This window comes from Alphaproteobacteria bacterium HT1-32 (genome assembly GCA_009649675.1).
Classification (GTDB): domain Bacteria; phylum Pseudomonadota; class Alphaproteobacteria; order Rhodospirillales; family HT1-32; genus HT1-32.
The window spans coordinates 124,788-142,183 of record WJPL01000004.1 but is presented as its reverse complement, the minus strand read 5'-3'; the positions used below and the strand labels follow the sequence as shown (position 1 = coordinate 142,183).

Below are 17,396 nucleotides of genomic sequence, written 5' to 3'. Positions count from 1 at the left end.
GCAGCATTCCTTCAAGCTCCATAGCTTTCCGTTATCTCGATTGGCCGGTGTCCCGGCGGCAACTGATACCGCTGGAACAGGATCGGCGTATCCTGAAACGAAAAGTCCTTGATATCCCAGACCATTCCCATGGCCCCTGACGGCAGAATAAGGTTCTCGCAGGCAACATCTGACAGTTCCATACAGCCGATGCTGTGCTCCATACGGAGGGTCGGCAGATTGAAACGTTCGATCATCATGGCGTGCAGTGACGAACCGTGCAGATTCTCAACCGGCTCATCCAGATAGTCTTTCCCGTGCGCATAGCTGAAATAAACGCTGGAGAAAGCGGGAGGCTGCTGGTCGAACCAGACAAGCCGGTCAACACGCACCATCCGTTTCACGTTCAGCGCACGACGCCAGGGGCCATCGCTCTCATCAACAGTGACCGCCAGCGTCCGCACAAACGGCAGCATCATCTTGCCCGTCGCCGGATCCCTGAACCGATAAACGAAGACCTTGTTGGCCTGCGACCGTCGCTCCGCAATGAAAGTCCCGGTACGACGATGCCGGACAATCAGACCGTTCGACACCAGTTGCGCCAGCGCCTTCTGAACCGTTCCGACACTGTAAGGCAGGTTTCTGGCCAGTTCGGTCTCGGTCGGCACGCGCTCACCCGGCTTAAAGCGCCCGGAGATCACACAATCTGAAAAAGCCTCGAACAGCCGGACATATTTCGGGCCGGAAGCACCCGACGCATCGTCGGCGACACATTCCACCAGTTCATCGAGTGCGATTTCCGCCGCGGCCATTTCAATCTTTTACTAATTAGTTTTGAACTATATACTCTATAGTATATCGATGAATTGCGATCAATAGACCCAGAAAAAACATCGCATCAGGCAGGAGACTGAATTGAAGATCACATTGCTCGGCACCGGCACCCCCGCCCCATCCCTGACCCGCCAGAGTTCGGGCTACCTGATTGAAATCGGCGATGACGTCATCGTCATGGATCATGGACCGGGTGCCGCGCACCGGTTGCTGGAAGCCGGCTGCCATCCAACCAGGGTCACCCACGCCTTCATCAGCCATATGCATTATGATCACATGATGGATTACCCACGGCTGCTGTTGCAGCGCTGGGATATCGGTGCCGGCAAAATTCCTGAGCTGAAAGTTTATGGACCGCAGCCGCTGGCCCGTATTACCGACCGTATCATTGGAGAGGACAGCGTTTTCGGCCTCGACATTGAATCCCGTGTCAGCCACCAGGCCAGCAAGGATGTCTATGTCTCACGCGGCGGCATCCTGCCCCGGCAGAAGCCAAAGCCGGAAATTCATGAAGTCGTTCCGGGCGATGTCATCGAGGGCAAGGACTGGCGCATCACGGTCGGTGAAGCTGCCCATTTTCAGCCGATTCTGGACTGCCTCGGATTTCGTATGGAAACCGAAGCCGGAACGCTGGTCTATTCAGGTGACAGCGGTGGTGTCCCGGACAGCATGATCGAACTGGCCCGGGACTGCGACATGCTGATTCATATGTGTCATTTCGCGTCGGGCATGGAACCGACACAGGGCTATCGCGATGCCAGCGGCAATCATATGGACATTGCTGAGATTGCCCGCCGCGCCAATGTAAAAACCGTCGTCCTGACCCACTTCATCCATCTGCTTGATCAGCCGGGGGTTCTGGAACAACTGGTGACCGAAATGAAGACGGTCTATGACGGTAACATCATCATCGGTCGAGACCTCATGGAACTGTCGCTGAACGTAAAATACCCCCATCGCATCGACTGATCAGGAGACACCGGATGTTCGAAACACGGGCCATGATACGTGCCAGCAATCACGCTATTTCTGCCGGGCATGATCTGGCGACAAAAGCCGGGATGGAAGTCCTCCAGAATGGCGGCAACGCCATTGATGCCGGTGTCGCCGCCGGCATTGCGCTGGGTGTGCTGCACAGCGACCTGGTGAACTTCGCCGGTGTCGCCCCGATCATGATCCGCCTTGCCGACAGCCGAGAGACCGTGACCATCGACGGCCTTGGTGTCTGGCCGAAACTGGCTTCCGTGGATTATTTCGAACGGGAACATGGCGGCGCCATGCCGGAAGGGCTGGCGCGGACAGTTGTTCCCGCCGCACCCGCAGCCTGGATCGAGGCGCTGATCCGCTATGGCACGATGAGCTATGGCGAAGTTGCCCGTTTCGCGGCTTCTTACGCCCGTGAAGGATTTCCGACTTATCCTATCTTTGCCCAGTTCATTGCCGACAATGAAAATGCCTATCGCCGGACTGCGGCCGGTGCCGACATCTATCTGCCCGGTGGACGCCCGCCAGTGGTTGGCGACATTTTCGTCCAGAGCGACCTGGCCGCCACCATCCAGTATATGATCGATGAGGAAGCCACAGCCGGGGGCGACCGGATAGCCGGGTTAAGGGCGGCAAGAGACGCCTTCTATCGCGGTGATATCGCACGGACCATCACCGATCATCACATCGCCAATGGCGGTTTCCTGCGGGCTGACGATATGGCTGATTATCAGGTCCGGCTGGAAGCACCGATGAGCATCAACTTCGGTGACGCGGAAATTCTCACCTGCGGCCCCTGGTGTCAGGGCTTCTCGCTGGCCCAGGCATTCAAGATGCTCAACGGGCTTGATATCCGGGCAACGCCATACAATTCAGCGGATTATGTTCATACCCTGACCGAACTGTTCAATCTGGTCTTCGCCGATCGTGAAACACACATCACCGACCCGGCCTTTGCTGACATTCCGGTCGCCGGACTGCTGGATGAAAGCTATCTCGCTGCCCGTCGCGGTCTGATCAATCCGGCAAAGGCGTTTGGGGAAATGCCGCCTGCCGGAAACCCGCATACCGGTGAGGCCATCCTGACCGCCGCATCAGGTCAGGGCAGTTCCGGCGCGACCGGTTCAGGCGATCCGCATCACACCCTGCCTCTGGTTCAGGACCCGGCATCCGCCGACACCTCCTATGTCGCGGTCATCGACCGGTTCGGCAACATGTTCTCGGCCACGCCCAGCGACACCTCAGCCGATACCGAGGTTATCCCCGGAACCGGCCTTTGCCCTTCATCGCGTGGGTCGCAATCCCGCGGGACAGCCAGTTCCCTGAATGCCGTTGCGCCGGGCAAACGCCCCCGACTGACCCCAAATCCGGCAATGGCCATCAAAGATGGCAAGCCGCTGATGGCCTTCGGCACCCCCGGCGGGGATGTGCAGATTCAGGCCATGATACAGGTCTATCTGAACCGGTTCGTTCATGGCATGGATATCCAGCAGGCGATTGAGGCTCCGCGATTTGCCTCATACAACTATCCTTCATCCTTTGCCCCGAACAGTTATCACCCCGGTCTCCTGATGATTGAAAACAGCCTGCATGAAACGATTGCCGAAGACCTGACCGGCCGCGGCCACAAGGTCGAATGCTGGCAGGACGGAACCTGGAAAGCAGGCGGCGTACTGGCTGTTGTCCGGGATCCTGACAGCGGCAAAATTCAGGCTGGCGCAGACCCGCGCCGCGCCGGCACCGCGTGGGGCGCATGAACAACTCTGGAAATATGATGCAGCAGACAGACCAATTGGACGCCCTTGCCTCCTTCACCCGACTTGTCGGAGAAGCGACCACAGACAGTGAGGCTTTTCAGGCAGCAGACCGGGCAGCCGGACAGCTGATCGGCCACCGGTTATGTACCATCATGGCCTTTCATGCCGATGCCATGGAGGTTGAACGCTGCTATTCCAGCAATCCCGAAGCCTATCCGGCAGGTGGCCGCAAGCAGAAGCGTGATACCGACTGGGGCCGCCACGTCCTTCAGGAAGGCCGGTATTACATTGGCTATGAAGCGGCCGATATCAGGCGTCACTTCAACGACCATGAACTGATCGACAGCCTTGGCCTGCGGTCAATTCTCAACATTCCCATCCGTTGCCACGGCAAGACTATCGGCACCCTGAACCTGCTGCATGAAGCCGGGTACTACTATGAATCACAGGTTGGGCTTGCCTCGATCATCGCCAGCGGGCTGGCCGGAACTCTGTTATCCCGCTGAAGACTGTTCCTTTCCTGACAGCCCGCCCCTCACTTTTTGTTTTACAGGTAAACAAAAAGCAGTGTTGGCAGCGGCCTACCAATGCTAGAAGCATCGTCAGCGAAGCAATCAGTCAGATCATTTAAATGAGAAAGCCGCGAATGTCGGACGAGCCACAAATTGGTGAAGACGGTGCAGCACTGAACAAGAATCACGGCACCTATCTGGTTCCGGGCCTGCAACGTGGCCTGAACGTGCTTGAGATTGTCGCCGCCGCCCGCAAACCACTGACCGTAACAGAGATTGCCGACAGCCTTGGTGTCAGTCGCTCCTCCGCGTTCCGTCTTATCTATACGCTGCGGTATATGGGGTGTCTGGAACTGTCGTCAGATGACCGGTCTTATCAGCTTGGTGCCCGTGTCCTGAATCTCGGATTCGCTTTCCTGAACACCCAGAGCATCATTCAGGTCGCACGGCGCGACCTGGAAGCCCTCCGCGATGCCACCAACGTCTCAGCCCATCTCGCCATCCGGGATGGCCGTGACGTGCTTTTCCTCGACTGCGTTCAGGCCCGGACCGGCTTCCAGAGTAACGTCAATGTGGGCGCGCGGCTTGGTGCCCATGCCTCGCCACTGGGCTGGCTGCTGATGTCGGACATCGCCAGCCGGGACATCGCCACGTTATTCAAGGGCGCAACGCTGGAGCCGCTGACCGATAAGACACCGGTCACGCTGCAGGCCCTGATGGAGAAGGTTATGCTGGCTGCCACCCAGGGCTATATCATCAGCCGTGGTTTTGCAGAACAGGGTGGCTGCTCGGTTTCCGCCCCTGTCTTCAACAAGGACGGGGCCATTGTCGCTGCAATCGACATTTCCGGCCCGGACAGCGCCTTCGATCATTCAAAGTTCGAGGATTTCTACAAACCGGAAGTCATCCGCGCTGCTGGCCTGATTTCCGAACGGCTGGGTTACAGCGGCAACTGAACCGCCATCCGCCCCAACCGGTCAGGACAGCCCCAGGATCCCGCGGGCTTCCTGCGCCGTCGCCATGGTGCCACCCAGCGTCTCGACAATACCAACCGCCTTCTCGACCAGTTGCGCATTCCCCCGGCACAGCTCGCCACGGCTGATATGCACGGTATCCTCCATGCCGATCCGAACATGCCCGCCAAGCAGATAAGCCTGCGCGACCATCGGAAACGCATTGCGGCCAATACCGAACCCGGCCCAGTCGCATCCGGCAGGCAGCAGACCGCGAAGATACATCATGGTCTCCGGCGAGGCGATGGCACCATAGCGGACACCCAGCACCATCTGCACCATCGGGGGGGATTTCAGAATGCCCATGTCGAGGAAATGATTCATCAACTGAACATCCCCGGAATCAAACACCTCGAACTCCGGCTTCACACCGGCAGCATAAATCCGCTCTGCCATGATCTTCAGGTTATCCGGCGTATTGATCACCGCCGCACGTCCCGACCACATGGTATTGAGATCAAGTGTACAGATATCCGGCTTCAGCGCCTCCACATGCGCGACACGGCTTTCCGGACGGCAAAGGGTCGATCCTTCGGCCGCCAGACGGGGTTCATCTTCAGACGGAATGAAACGCCCACCCTCACCAGTCGTCAGATTGATGATCAGATCGGTATTCTTTTCGCGAATGCGGCTGACCAGTTCAGCATATAACGCACCCTCCATTGAGCCCTTGCCGGTCTCCGGATCGCGGACATGACAATGAACAATCGCCGCTCCGGCCGAGGCTGCTTCCAGCGCCGCATCAGCAATCTGCTGCGGGGTGATCGGCAGGTTGGGATTCTGCGACGGCATGGTCAGATTGCCGGTTACCGCACAGGTCAGGATGGTTTTATCTGTCATATCAGGCCGCCGTTTTCTGTTCCGCCAGACACTGGCGCAATACATCGTCACAAATATCGATCATGCTATCGATCTGTTCTTCCGTCGAGATATAGGGCGGGGCCAGCAACAGGTGATCGCCAAGCACACCATCCGCGCAACCGGCAGAAGGATAGGTTACCAGACCTGCCTGCATCGCGGTTGCCTTGAACCGGGCGGCCAGTGCGAATTCTTTCGGGAAAGGTTCCTTCGTTTCACGGTCGGTGACGAATTCCATTGCCTGAAACAGGCCCCGTCCACGGATATCACCAACATGGGCATGCTGGCCGAAACGGCTTTCAAGCCCGGCCCGCAGATATTTTCCGAGATAGACAACCCGCTCCAGCAGGTTCTCGTCCTCAATCACTTTCAGCGCAGCCAGGGAACCCGCACAGGCAACCGCATGACTCATATAGGTATGGCCATTTGCCAGTGCGCCGCTGCCGGCTTCAATCGCATCAATCACGCTTTCGCGCGCCAGAACCCCGGCAATTGGCTGGAAACCGGCTCCCAGACCCTTGGCAACGATGATAATGTCCGGGCAGACGCCTTCCTGTTCCATTGCGAACAGCGTTCCGGTCCGCCCCATGCCGCACATCACCTCATCAGCGACCAGCAGAATGTCATAGGCATCACATATCTCACGAATCCGGCGGAAGTAGCCCGGAGCCGGAGGAACGCAGCCCAGCGTCGCCCCGGAAACCGGCTCGACGAAAAATCCGGCAACCGTTTCCGGCCCCAGACGCTCGATTTCATCCCGCAGGGTCTCTGCCATCCGGACGCCGAAATCCGCATCCGACTCGCCGATTTCCTGACGGCGGTAAGGATAACAGGCCGGGACACGTCCGACATTCATCAGCATCGGAGCATAGGGAGCGCGACGCGCCATATGGCCGCCAACAGCCAGCGCACCCAGCGTGTTACCGTGATAAGCCATATCGCGGGCAATGATATTGCTGCGTTCCGGCCGGCCTTTTTCAATCCAGTATTGCCGTGTCAGTTTCAGCGCCGCCTCGACACCTTCCGATCCTGATCCGACAAACATCGCCCGCCCCTTGCCAAAGCCTTCCGGCGCACGCTCAATCAGATGTGCTGCCAGTTGCTCTGCCGGTTCGTTCGTAAAGAAGGAAGTATGGGCATAGGATACCTGCCCGACCTGCTCCCTGATCGCTTCAACAACCTTCGGATGACTGTGACCAAGGCAGGAAACTGCTGCGCCGCATGATCCATCGAAGTATCGTTTTCCGTTCGAGTCGAACAGATAAGGGCCTTCACCGCGCACAACCGTCGGTAATTCGGAGGTGAGACTCCTGTGCAGAAGCGCTGACATATGGATACTCATTCGGGTTTTAATGGTTGATATATAAAACATGCGTACGTATAAAAAACAAGATGAAAGGTTTAAGGCGGTGCCGCTGCAAACCGGGAGGGGTTGATGTCACGTGCATTTGAGGGTTTGAAGGTACTGGACCTCACCCATGTCCTTGCAGGACCATTCTGCGCTTACCAGCTGGCTGTGCTTGGGGCTGATGTCATCAAGATCGAGCCGCCTGGCGAGCCGGACTGTGCCCGTGGCCGCGGTCCCGATCCGGACCAGAACGCAGCGCTTCGCGGTCTGAACTATCAGGTACAGGGCGGCAATAAGCGCGCCATGACCCTGAATCTGAAATCGGAGGAAGGCCGCGAGATCCTGCGTCAGATGGTCGCGACCGCTGACGTCTTCCTTGAAAATTACCGTACCGGCGCAATGGACAGGCTTGGGCTGGGTTACAACGATCTGCGTCAGATCAACCCCGCCCTGATCTACTGTTCCATGACCGGATTTGGCGGACAGGGTCCGAAAGCCGGTGTTGCCGCCTATGATAATGTCATACAGGCAACGTCCGGCGCGATTGCCCAGACCGGCGGACGCAAACCCGGATTGTCCTTTGTTGATTACGGTGCCGGCATGAACGCCGCCTTTGCGATCTCCGCAGCCCTGTTTCAGCGGCAGCGCGATGGTGAGGGGCAGCATATCGACTGTTCGATGCTGGAAACGGTCATGATCATGATGGCACCGGAAATGTCGGCGGCCCTTCATCCCATCAAAGCCAGCCGGGGCAAGGAAGCCACGATCCAGTCCTACGAAACCGCTGATGGCGTAGTCATGCTGGGCGTCTTCACCCCCGGCCAGAACCGGCGTTTCTGGCAGGCCCTTGCCGATGAAGGATTTGATCAGCACGACCTTGGCGAGACGGACTGCTGGGAAGACCTCTGGGCACGATCGGAACGCATGAAAGTGGCACTGGAGCCGATCATGCGACAGCGCACCGCCACCGACTGGCAAGCATGGATGGAACAACGGGGCTTTGCCGCGGAGGTTGTCCGCCCGCTGGCAGACGCCGCCCACGACCCGCAACTCAGGGCACGCCCCTTCCTTCACCAGTTCGAGGCCGGACCGGGCGACAGCACGGCACCGGTCATCACCCCGGTCGCCGCCTTTTCCTTTGAGCATGACGGCCCGGCAATTGACCGGCGCCCCCCCGGCTTTGGCGAACATACCGATGAAATCCTCCGGTCGCTGGGTCACGACAGCGATGCAATCAGCCAGTTGCACCGGGAAGGTGTCGTATGATTACCGCTCCGATCCGGCTGGATGCCGAGGTCTGGACCGTCCTGCCGGATAGGCTGCACTGGGACGGACCAATGAACAGCTGGGTCAATGCGGCCCGCCCCGGCCAGACATTGCACTCCTTTCTGGAAGGCCCCTGCTTCACTGAAGATGGGTCGCTCTGGCTGACCGATGTTCCTTTTGGCCGGGTATTCTCGATCAACCCTCAGGGCGTCTGGAATCTGGAAGCTCAGACAGCAGGCCAGCCCCATGCGGTCAAACCGATGGCTGACGGGCGGCTGGCACTTGTTGATTATCTGCTCGGCCTGCAGGCTTTTGATCCCGGAACCGGTATCTTCGAAACCCTCTGCGCCAGCACAAACACCGAATCCTTCCGCGGCTTATCGGATCTGGCCGTCGCTGCGAATGGAGACATCTGGTTCACCGATTCCGGCCGGACCAGCCTGACCGACCCGACCGGGCGGCTGTTCGTCCTCCGGGCTGACGGTCGGCTGCAACAGCCATTGTCGAATGTGCCCTACCCGAATGGTGTGGCGCTGAGCCCGGACGGAAAACTGGTTTACGTTGCCGCCACACGTGCCAATGCGGTCTGGCGTCTGAACACGGAATGGACCGATCCGGTGCAACCGATGGCCGGATTGTGGGTACAGCTTGCGGGAGGGCTCGGCCCGGACGGACTGGCCGTGGATCAGCGGGGGCGTGTGGCAATTGCTCATGCACAGGCCGGCCGGGTCTGGCTGCTGACCGCCATGGGCGACCCTGTCGCCGAAATCCGCACGCCCGGCGGTCTCTGGGTTACGTCCGTTACCTTTGGCGGTCCGGATGACAGCTACCTTTATATTGTCGAGGCCCAGCAGGGTGCGGTCTATCGCATCCGCGTCGGGCATCTCGACCGGACCTGAGACAGAAACCGAATGCAAAAGAGAACAAGGAACGCTCAATGAACAAGCAGGACCTGCACGGCATGTTGCCGGCGATTGTGACCCCTTTCGCCGAGAATGGTGAAATTATGGAAGATGCCTTCTGCCAGATTGTCGAGAACCTGATCGATATCGGTTCCACCGGCATCTGCGTCGCCGGGGACAACGGCGAGAGCTGGGCTGTCTCGGCATCGGAACGTGGTCGTCTGGTCCGTCTTGCGGTGGATAAATCTGCCGGGCGCGTGCCGGTAATCTGTGGCTGTTCCGCACCGACCATTGATGCCGCACTGGGGTATGCCCGCGCCGCACAGGAAAATGGTGCCGTTGGCCTGCTCTCCATGCCGCCAACCTATGTCCTGAAAGGCAGCCGCGCAGAAATCGTCGGACGTTATGCCAAGATTGCCGCCGCCGTTGACCTGCCGATGGTCGCCTATAACTCGCCCCGGCGACATGGCTATTCCCTGTCGATGGACGATATCGCTGCGATCTGTGATGCGGCACCTGTTATCGGCATCAAGGAATCAAACCGTGACTTCTTCCATCACACCCATCTGCTCGACCGCTTTGCCGACAAGATGAGTGTGATGACCGGCCCCTGCCATTACATCCTGCCATCCTACATGCTGGGGGCACGGGGCTTCATCGCGACCGGCCCTGAATTTCTCGGCAAGGATGCCGCCCGGTTGGGCGAGATCGGGCAGGCCGGAGCCAGCGCCGAAGCGCGGGAAATGCATTACAAACTTACGGTACTTTATGAGTTGCTGATGGGTATCGGCACCTGGCCTGCCGCCTTCAAGGCAGCTCTCAACCTCATCGGCTGGCCAGCCGGCATTCCCCGCGACCCCGTGCTTCCCGCCAGCGAGGCCGATCTTGATCGCATCCGTGCCTGCTTCGACGACCTTGGTATCGCCAGGGTTGCATGAACAGGGGACCACGCATTGTCAGGGGCGTCCGCCGGTCAGAACTGGTCAGCTTCACCTTTGACGGTAACAGGATAGAAGCTCATGCGGGCGAAAGTGTCGCCGCTGCCCTGATGGCGGCTGGTGAACTTTCGCTCCGCACCGCACCGGTTGACGGTGGTGACCGCGGGGTCTTCTGTGCCATGGGCGTCTGTCAGGAATGCATCGTCAACGCAGATGGTCAGCGGGTTGAATCCTGTCGTCTTGAAGTCCGCGAAGGTCTTGTCCTTGGTCGGGTGATCTATGGCTGAACAACAGACGGCCATCATTGATGTTCTTGTCGTCGGTGCCGGACCCGCCGGTGCGACGGTCGCTATCGAAGCCGCATCGGCCGGACGCTCCGTCATCATCATTGATGAGCAGAAAGCAGCAGGCGGGCAGGTCTGGCGGGCAAAAAGCCCGGCCATTCTGTCAGCACCGCCGACACCGGAATCCCGCGCCGGAGACGACCTGCGGCAAAGGCTTTCCACCTCCGAAGCGGTTTGCCTGTTCGATCACCGGGTATGGCAGATTCAGCCTGTCGATGATGGCTGGATGGTTGCCCTGACCGGCAGCAAAGGCCCGAAGACAATAACGGCACAAACCGTTGTTCTGGCCACCGGCGCACAGGAGCGGATATTCCCTGTCCCCGGCTGGACCCTGCCCGGGGTGATCGGGCTGGCTGCGGCAACGGCGCTGATGAAGGGCCAGATGATCCTGCCCGGACAACGGGTGGCGGTTGCCGGTGTCGGCCCGCTGCTTCCTTTTGTTGCCCATGAAATCCACCGTCAGGGTGGTGAGGTTGCTTTTGTTGCTGACCTCAATGGCTTTGCCGACTGGTCAAAACGCATACCACAGATGCTGCGACGCCCAGACCTTGCCCTGCGTGGCGCCGGATGGCTTGCCAGACTCCGGGCGGCCGGAATCCCCCTGCTCTACCGCCATGGCATCCGGAACATCACAGGTGATGGCAAGGTGGAACGGGTCGAGGTTGGACCCGTCGATGACCAGTGGAAGCCAGCAGATACCAAAGCCACCCGTTCATTTGATGTCGATGCGGTCTGTCTTGGGCATGGCCTGGCTCCCGCGACCGAAGCAACCCGCATGCTGAACTGCCGGCATCACCATGACCCGGCGCTGGGCGGCTGGCATGTGACAACTGATGATCTGGGCCGGACCAGCATTGCCGGTATTTACGCCTGTGGCGACGGTGCGGGTATTCTGGGTGCCGCGGCGGCTCCTGTACGGGGGCGGAATACGGCGCTGGCGGTGCTGGCTGATCTCACAGACAAAGCCCGGCCCCCACATTCATCAGCAACAGGTAATCTCCGCTCAGTCAGTGCTTTCGGTCGGGCGATGACATCACTCGCCATCCCCCGGGACGGCATTCTCGACCAGATCACGCCGGAGACAATTGTCTGCCGCTGTGAGGGACTGACCCGCGCTGATGTCGAAGCCGGCATCACATCAGGTGGTATCAGCCCCAATGCCCTGAAGTCCGACACCCGCTGCGGTATGGGCCCTTGTGGCGGCCGCTTCTGTCAGGAGACCGCCGCCATGCTGACGGCCCGGCTGACCGGTCGCAGGGTTGAGGACATCGGATTACCCACCGGGCGTCCTCCCCTGCGCCCACTGGCGATTGAGGTGGTGGCGTCAGATTTTGATTATGACGAACTGCCAATTCCGGCACCGGCCCCGCTATGAGTGATATTTACGATATTGCCGTTGTCGGTGGCGGCATCATGGGAAGTGGCGCTGCCCTGCGACTGGCCGAAGGTGGCATGCGGGTGGTCCTGCTGGAACAGGGAGATATCGGACAGGGAGCGTCCGGCGTGAATGCCGGGACACTCAGCCTGCAAATCAAGCGTGTCAAACTGATGCCCTATGCCCTGCGCGGCCATCAGGAATGGAAACGCATGGGCGCCGAGGTCGATTACCGGGAGACCGGGGGCTACACCCTGGCCTTTACTGACCGGGAAGCGGACCTGCTCCATGAACGCATGACCATGAAGCAGGAAGCAGGTGCTCCCATCAGCTTCATCTCACCAAATGAGGTTGCGGTTCGTGAACCCGGCCTCTGCCGGAAAGTTGTCGCCGCGTCCCGGTGTCCGTCTGACGGTTTTGCCAATTCATCCCTGACCGGGCGCTATTACCGCCACCGTCTCAAAGCGGCCAATATTGATGTCAGGGAACACTGTTCTGTTGCAGAAATTCACCGGGACGAACCGGGCTTCACCTTACAGACATCAACCGGCCCCGTTCATGCCAGACGGTTGCTGCTGGCCTGCGGTGGCTGGCTGAAACAGGCGGCTGGCATGATTGGTCTGGACCTGCCGGTTCGCGCACGGGTGAATACCGTCTCCGTCACCGAGCGGGGACCACGTCTTGTCAGCAGTGTGATCGGTCATGCAACCGGCCTGCTGACCCTGAAACAGAAAGGCAATGGCACGGTATTGATCGGCGGCGGCTGGCAAGGTCTTGGTCAACCCGGAGAGGGTGGTAACCGGGGCCGGGTTGATGCCGAAAGCGTTCTGCCAAACCTGCGGCTGGCACGCTATGCCGTTCCCGGCCTGAAAGAGCTCCGTATCGTCCGCTCATGGACCGGGTTCGAAGCCAATGTACCCGATTTCTATCCACTTGCCGGTGCGGCACCTGGTGTTGAGGGCGCCTTCCTGCTGGGATGCGTGCGCGGCGGCTACACCATCGGTCCCTTTATCAGCAAGCTGATGGGTGACTTCATTCTGGGACGGGAGACCGAACTTCCCCTGTTCGACCCTGCCCGCGACTTTACAAAGGAAATACAGTTATGATCGACATCGCCAGCCAGACCCGCGTTGACGGACAGGTCGCCATTGTTACCGGTGGCGGAACGGGGATCGGCGAAGCCTGTTGCGAAGTTCTGGCAGCCGCCGGTGCCCATGTCGTTGTTGCCGGACGAACCGACGCAACCATCACCGAAGTTGCCAAACGGGTGAAGGGCACAGCCGTCAACTGTGATGTTTCAGACTTCGCACAGGTTGAAGCCCTGTTTGAAACAGCCGCAAAGATTACCGGCAAGGTCGACATCCTGATCAATAATGCTGGCGGTCCCGGTCCCATTGCACCGGTCGCAGATGTGGATATCGACGCCTGGCGCGCCTGTATGGAAGTGAACCTGTTCGGCGCCTTCCACTGTATGAAAGCTGCTGCGAAAATCATGACCGCACAGGGCAGCGGCAGCATCGTCAACATGTCGTCACTGATGGGCATTCAGGGCTATCCCATGCGGACAGCCTACAGTGCCTCGAAATTTGCCCTTGTTGGCATGACGGAAGCCGTTGCCCGCGAAGTCGGCCCACATGGCGTCCGGGTCAATGCCCTGCTGCCGGGCGCCGTCTCCGGCGGCAATATGGATCGCATTCTTGAACAGCGGGCAAAACGCGAAGGACGCGATGTCGCCGAGATCATTCGTGAAAATTACACCGATCCGGCAGCCCTGAAACGCTGGGTCGACCCGCATGAGGTTGGCTATGCCGCGCTATACTTCGCCTCAGCCGCATCAGGGGCGACGACCGGCGAGAAGATGAAAGTCGATTGCGGACGGTTCTGAATCAACGACGGGACTGCAGATACATATTTTTGTATACAAAACATTCGTTCGTGTTTAAAACAATGGGACCGGCTCTCGTGGAGTGGAGGGGAGCGCGTGCAGAATTACCGGGCGGAACAGCTTTCCGGTAATTGCAGCGGCGCTGTCAGAGATGAGCAGACGGAAACGGGGATCAGACCCGGAAACGGGGATCCCAAGGTAAATCGATCTGTGCGCCAGTGTTGCTTCTGGTCGGACAGTCTCAATGAGGGAGATCAAGCATGAAACTTACACATCTTATTCTTGCGTCAGCCAGCGTAATTGCACTTACCGTTGCGCCAGCTGCTGCACAGGAAAAGAAGCACGCCATTGCCACCTTTATTTCGGGTGGCCCGACCGGCACATGGTTCCCGACCGCCACGGCAATTTCGGAACTCGTCAACAAGCATTATGACGGCCAGCCTGTCAGCACCATCCCCGGCAAGGGAGCCATCGGCAATCCGCTCGCAGTGGGTAGCGGCAAGGCTGACTTCGGTCTGTCATACGGCCCGTTCCTGCGCGCCATCTATGACGGCAACAATCCGGTTATGCCGAAGGAAGGCATGAAAAACCTGCGCACCATCGCCAACGTCGTGGCAAATACCGTGCAGATTTCAATGGCCGGTGACGTGCCGAAAGACATCTTTTCCCAGGTCAAGAATGGCGCAAAAGTTCGCATCGGCGTCGGCGCCAAGGGTTCATCGAACCTTTTCGGTATTGAACGCATCATGGAAATGCACGGCACGGACTTCAAGGGTATCGAAGCGGCCGGCGGCACCGTGATGGAAGGTGCACAGGAAGGCCTGCTTGACGCCTACATGAACCGCCAGATCGATATTTACACCAACACGGTTGGTCTGCTGGCCAGTGACCTGCAGCAGGCTACCGCTGCACGGGATTCCTACCTGTTTGATATGCCGGACGAGATCCGTGACCGCATGGTCAAGGACTGGGGTTACACCAAGTTCGACATTCCTGCCGGCACCTATACCGGTCAGGACAAGCCGGTTCGCGCCCTGAACCTGCCGACAACGATTTTCACCTCCGCCGATATGGATGACGAAATCGTCTATCTGATGGTCAAGGACATGGCCGAAAATCAGGACCGCCTGATCTCCGCCTATAGCGGTTTCAAAACCTGGAAGCCGGAAGATATGCCGGACAGCCATCCGATCCCGACACATCCGGGTGCCGTAAAATACTACAAAGAACGCGGCTGGATGAAATAAGCATTCAGCTTCCTGACTTGTCTATAGTGGCAGCGTGCGGATGAACCGTCCGCTGCCACTCCTTTTTCTGCTCAATGGATCGGGCCTGCCATGACCACCAAGCCATCTGCTGACCATCTCAATCTCACAGCAAAACTTGATGTCGCGGAGGTTTCCGTTACCGAGTTCGAAGAACGGCTGTTCCCGTCTGAACAACGTGTTTTCACGGGCTGGCTGCGGCACCTTGTCCGCATCTCCTGCGTCGCCCTGACGCTGATCACGCTCTACTTCGCTTTTACGGCGACCATTGGCGAAATCGCCACACGCAGTCTGCATCTGATGTTTACGGTGCCGCTGACGCTGTTGCTTTATCCCGCATACCGGGCGGCCAGCCGCAACAAGCCATCCCTGCTGGACATCCTGCTCGCGGTGACAGCCCTCGTCTGCTTTGCCTGGTCATTCTGGTCCCAGGATCGTTTTCTCGATCGTTATGTCGGCTATGATGATGTCGCAATCGGCGATATCATACTCGGTATTCTGGCGCTTATCGTGGTGGCCGAAGCCACCCGCCGGACCGTCGGCAGCATCATTGTCGGGCTCAATCTGTTCTTCATCACCTATGCGGTCACCGGCCCCTACTGGCCCGGTCTGTTCCAGCATCGCGGTGTGCCGCTGAGCGAACTGATCGAGACGCTGTATATGGACACCAGCGGCCTGTTCAATTTCATCACCGGCATCATGGCGACCTTCCTGTTCGCTTTCCTGCTGTTCGGCTCACTGCTGCGTGCGACCGGCGGAGACGCCGTATTCACCAATCTGGCGATGGCCATTGCCGGTCACCGGCGCGGCGGCCCGGCCAAGGTTGCAGTCATTTCCTCTGCACTGATGGGGATGCTTTCCGGATCCTCAATCTCCAACGTCGCCACCACCGGTGCCATGACCATCCCGCTGATGAAACGAACCGGCTACAAACCTCATGAAGCCGCGGCGATCGAAGTTGTCGCCTCTGTCGGTGGTGGCCTGACCCCGCCCCTGATGGGTGCGGGCGCCTTCATCATGGCCAGCCTGACCGGCGAACCTCTGGGGAAAATTCTCGCCTATTCCATTGCACCCGCACTGCTGTACTACGTCGCCATTTATATCTTCACCGACGTCAAGGCAGCCCAGCGCAACCTGCAGGGCCTACCCCGGTCAGAACTGCCGCGTATTCGTGATGCCCTGGCACAGGGCTGGCATATTCTGGCTGCAGTCGGTCTGCTGATTACTCTCCTGCTGATGGACTTCACACCGTTCTTTTCGGCCGGTGCCTGTGTTGTTGCGACCTTCGCCGTCGCCATGATGCGAAAGGCAACCCGCATCAGCCCGGAGAAGATCATTGTTACCCTTGAGACCGGCACCCGCGTTGCACTGAGCATTTCTGCCCTGCTGGCCAGTGCGGCAATTATTTACGGGGTAACGGTCCAGACCGGACTGCTGATCAAGATCACCTCCATCCTGCTCGACTTCTCCGGTGGCTCCATGTTCATCGCCATCGTTCTGATCGGCCTGATCAGCTATGTCGTCGGCATGGGTATGCCCGTCACCGCTTCTTACGTCATTATTGCGGCGCTGGGGGCGACCTTCCTGCAGGATCTCGGCATGTCGGCGCTGGCTGCCCATCTGATCATCTTCTGGTTCGCCCAGGACTCGACCATCACGCCACCGATCTGCATGACGGCCTTTGTCGGCGCACGTATCGCCAATGCCAATCCGATGCGAACCGGCTGGGAATGCGTCAAACTTGCAAAAGCCCTCTACATCATCCCCTTCGTCTTCGCCTTCGGCAGTCTGCTGGATGACAGCATCGCCGAGATTATCTTCGATGTCTTCGCGCTGTTTATCTGCTTCACCGCCATGCAACTGGCGATCACCGGCTACTGGCGGGCTGATCTCAACGCGGCAACACGTATCCTGCTCGGCGCCACCTCCCTGATTGCCCTGACAGCCACGGTTGGGCCGGCTATCGATGGGCTGTACTGGATTGCTGGCGCCGTTGCCGGTTCCACTATCTTTGTCTTCTTCAATGCACGGCCGAAAGTCGCAGCCTGAAGCCCGACCCTGACCGGTCGCCCGTTCTGATCACGGGCGACCGGCTGACAATAGGTCAGCCGGAACAAATATCTCTGAAAATTTTCA

16 protein-coding genes are annotated in these 17,396 nt (G+C 59.0%); 13 read left to right on the top strand and 3 right to left on the bottom strand.

The window, feature by feature from the left end:
* Window positions 1–11 precede the first annotated feature (11 nt).
* Window positions 12–791, bottom strand: coding sequence for a GntR family transcriptional regulator (locus tag GH722_19895; protein MRG74028.1), 780 nt, complete (start codon window positions 789–791; stop codon window positions 12–14).
* 85 nt (window positions 792–876) lie between these two features.
* Between GH722_19895 and GH722_19890 the strand changes: the two genes are divergently transcribed.
* The 4 genes from GH722_19890 to GH722_19875 all read left to right on the top strand — a co-directional run bounded on the left by GH722_19890 (window position 877) and on the right by GH722_19875 (window position 5,022).
* Complete coding sequence (locus GH722_19890; GenBank protein ID MRG74027.1) at window positions 877–1,782, top strand: MBL fold metallo-hydrolase; 906 nt, start codon at window positions 877–879, stop codon at window positions 1,780–1,782.
* A 14-nt stretch (window positions 1,783–1,796) separates the two neighbouring features.
* Complete coding sequence (locus tag GH722_19885; protein MRG74026.1) at window positions 1,797–3,554, top strand: gamma-glutamyltransferase family protein; 1,758 nt, start codon at window positions 1,797–1,799, stop codon at window positions 3,552–3,554.
* 17 nt (window positions 3,555–3,571) lie between these two features.
* Window positions 3,572–4,060, top strand: a complete 489-nt coding sequence (locus GH722_19880) for a GAF domain-containing protein (protein MRG74025.1) — start codon at window positions 3,572–3,574, stop codon at window positions 4,058–4,060.
* 125 nt (window positions 4,061–4,185) lie between these two features.
* On the top strand, window positions 4,186–5,022 hold the full coding sequence (locus GH722_19875) for a helix-turn-helix domain-containing protein (protein MRG74024.1): 837 nt from the start codon (window positions 4,186–4,188) through the stop codon (window positions 5,020–5,022).
* A gap of 21 nt (window positions 5,023–5,043) precedes the next feature.
* Here the strand turns inward: GH722_19875 and GH722_19870 are convergent, their stop codons facing one another.
* The gene (locus GH722_19870) at window positions 5,044–5,919 is read right to left on the bottom strand and encodes a 3-keto-5-aminohexanoate cleavage protein (protein MRG74023.1); all 876 of its coding nucleotides are present in this window, start codon (window positions 5,917–5,919) and stop codon (window positions 5,044–5,046) included.
* Between the two features lies 1 nt (window position 5,920).
* Entirely contained in the window at window positions 5,921–7,267 is a 1,347-nt protein-coding gene (locus GH722_19865; protein MRG74022.1) for an aspartate aminotransferase family protein, read from the bottom strand.
* 105 nt (window positions 7,268–7,372) lie between these two features.
* Between GH722_19865 and GH722_19860 the strand changes: the two genes are divergently transcribed.
* From GH722_19860 to GH722_19820, 9 genes are all read left to right on the top strand, one after another.
* Window positions 7,373–8,551, top strand: a complete 1,179-nt coding sequence (locus GH722_19860) for a CoA transferase (GenBank protein ID MRG74021.1) — start codon at window positions 7,373–7,375, stop codon at window positions 8,549–8,551.
* Window positions 8,548–9,450 carry an SMP-30/gluconolactonase/LRE family protein gene (locus GH722_19855; protein ID MRG74020.1) on the top strand — a complete coding sequence of 301 codons (903 nt, stop codon included), beginning with the start codon at window positions 8,548–8,550 and terminating at the stop codon, window positions 9,448–9,450. The genes GH722_19860 and GH722_19855 overlap by 4 nt, the downstream gene beginning before the upstream one ends.
* Window positions 9,451–9,488: 38 nt before the next feature.
* The gene (locus GH722_19850) at window positions 9,489–10,391 is read left to right on the top strand and encodes a dihydrodipicolinate synthase family protein (GenBank protein ID MRG74019.1); all 903 of its coding nucleotides are present in this window, start codon (window positions 9,489–9,491) and stop codon (window positions 10,389–10,391) included.
* Window positions 10,388–10,678, top strand: coding sequence for a (2Fe-2S)-binding protein (locus GH722_19845; protein ID MRG74018.1), 291 nt, complete (start codon window positions 10,388–10,390; stop codon window positions 10,676–10,678). The genes GH722_19850 and GH722_19845 overlap by 4 nt, the downstream gene beginning before the upstream one ends.
* Entirely contained in the window at window positions 10,671–12,110 is a 1,440-nt protein-coding gene (locus GH722_19840; GenBank protein ID MRG74017.1) for an FAD-dependent oxidoreductase, read from the top strand. Before GH722_19845 ends, GH722_19840 begins: the two co-directional genes overlap by 8 nt.
* Window positions 12,107–13,216 carry an FAD-dependent oxidoreductase gene (locus tag GH722_19835; GenBank protein ID MRG74016.1) on the top strand — a complete coding sequence of 370 codons (1,110 nt, stop codon included), beginning with the start codon at window positions 12,107–12,109 and terminating at the stop codon, window positions 13,214–13,216. The genes GH722_19840 and GH722_19835 overlap by 4 nt, the downstream gene beginning before the upstream one ends.
* Window positions 13,213–13,995: an SDR family NAD(P)-dependent oxidoreductase gene (locus tag GH722_19830; GenBank protein MRG74015.1), complete on the top strand. Its 783-nt coding sequence runs from the start codon at window positions 13,213–13,215 to the stop codon at window positions 13,993–13,995. The genes GH722_19835 and GH722_19830 overlap by 4 nt, the downstream gene beginning before the upstream one ends.
* Before the next feature lie 260 nt (window positions 13,996–14,255).
* A complete protein-coding gene (locus GH722_19825; GenBank protein MRG74014.1) occupies window positions 14,256–15,242 on the top strand; it encodes a TAXI family TRAP transporter solute-binding subunit in 987 nt (328 codons plus the stop codon).
* A 90-nt stretch (window positions 15,243–15,332) separates the two neighbouring features.
* Window positions 15,333–17,309, top strand: coding sequence for a TRAP transporter fused permease subunit (locus GH722_19820; protein MRG74013.1), 1,977 nt, complete (start codon window positions 15,333–15,335; stop codon window positions 17,307–17,309).
* Window positions 17,310–17,396 lie beyond the last annotated feature (87 nt).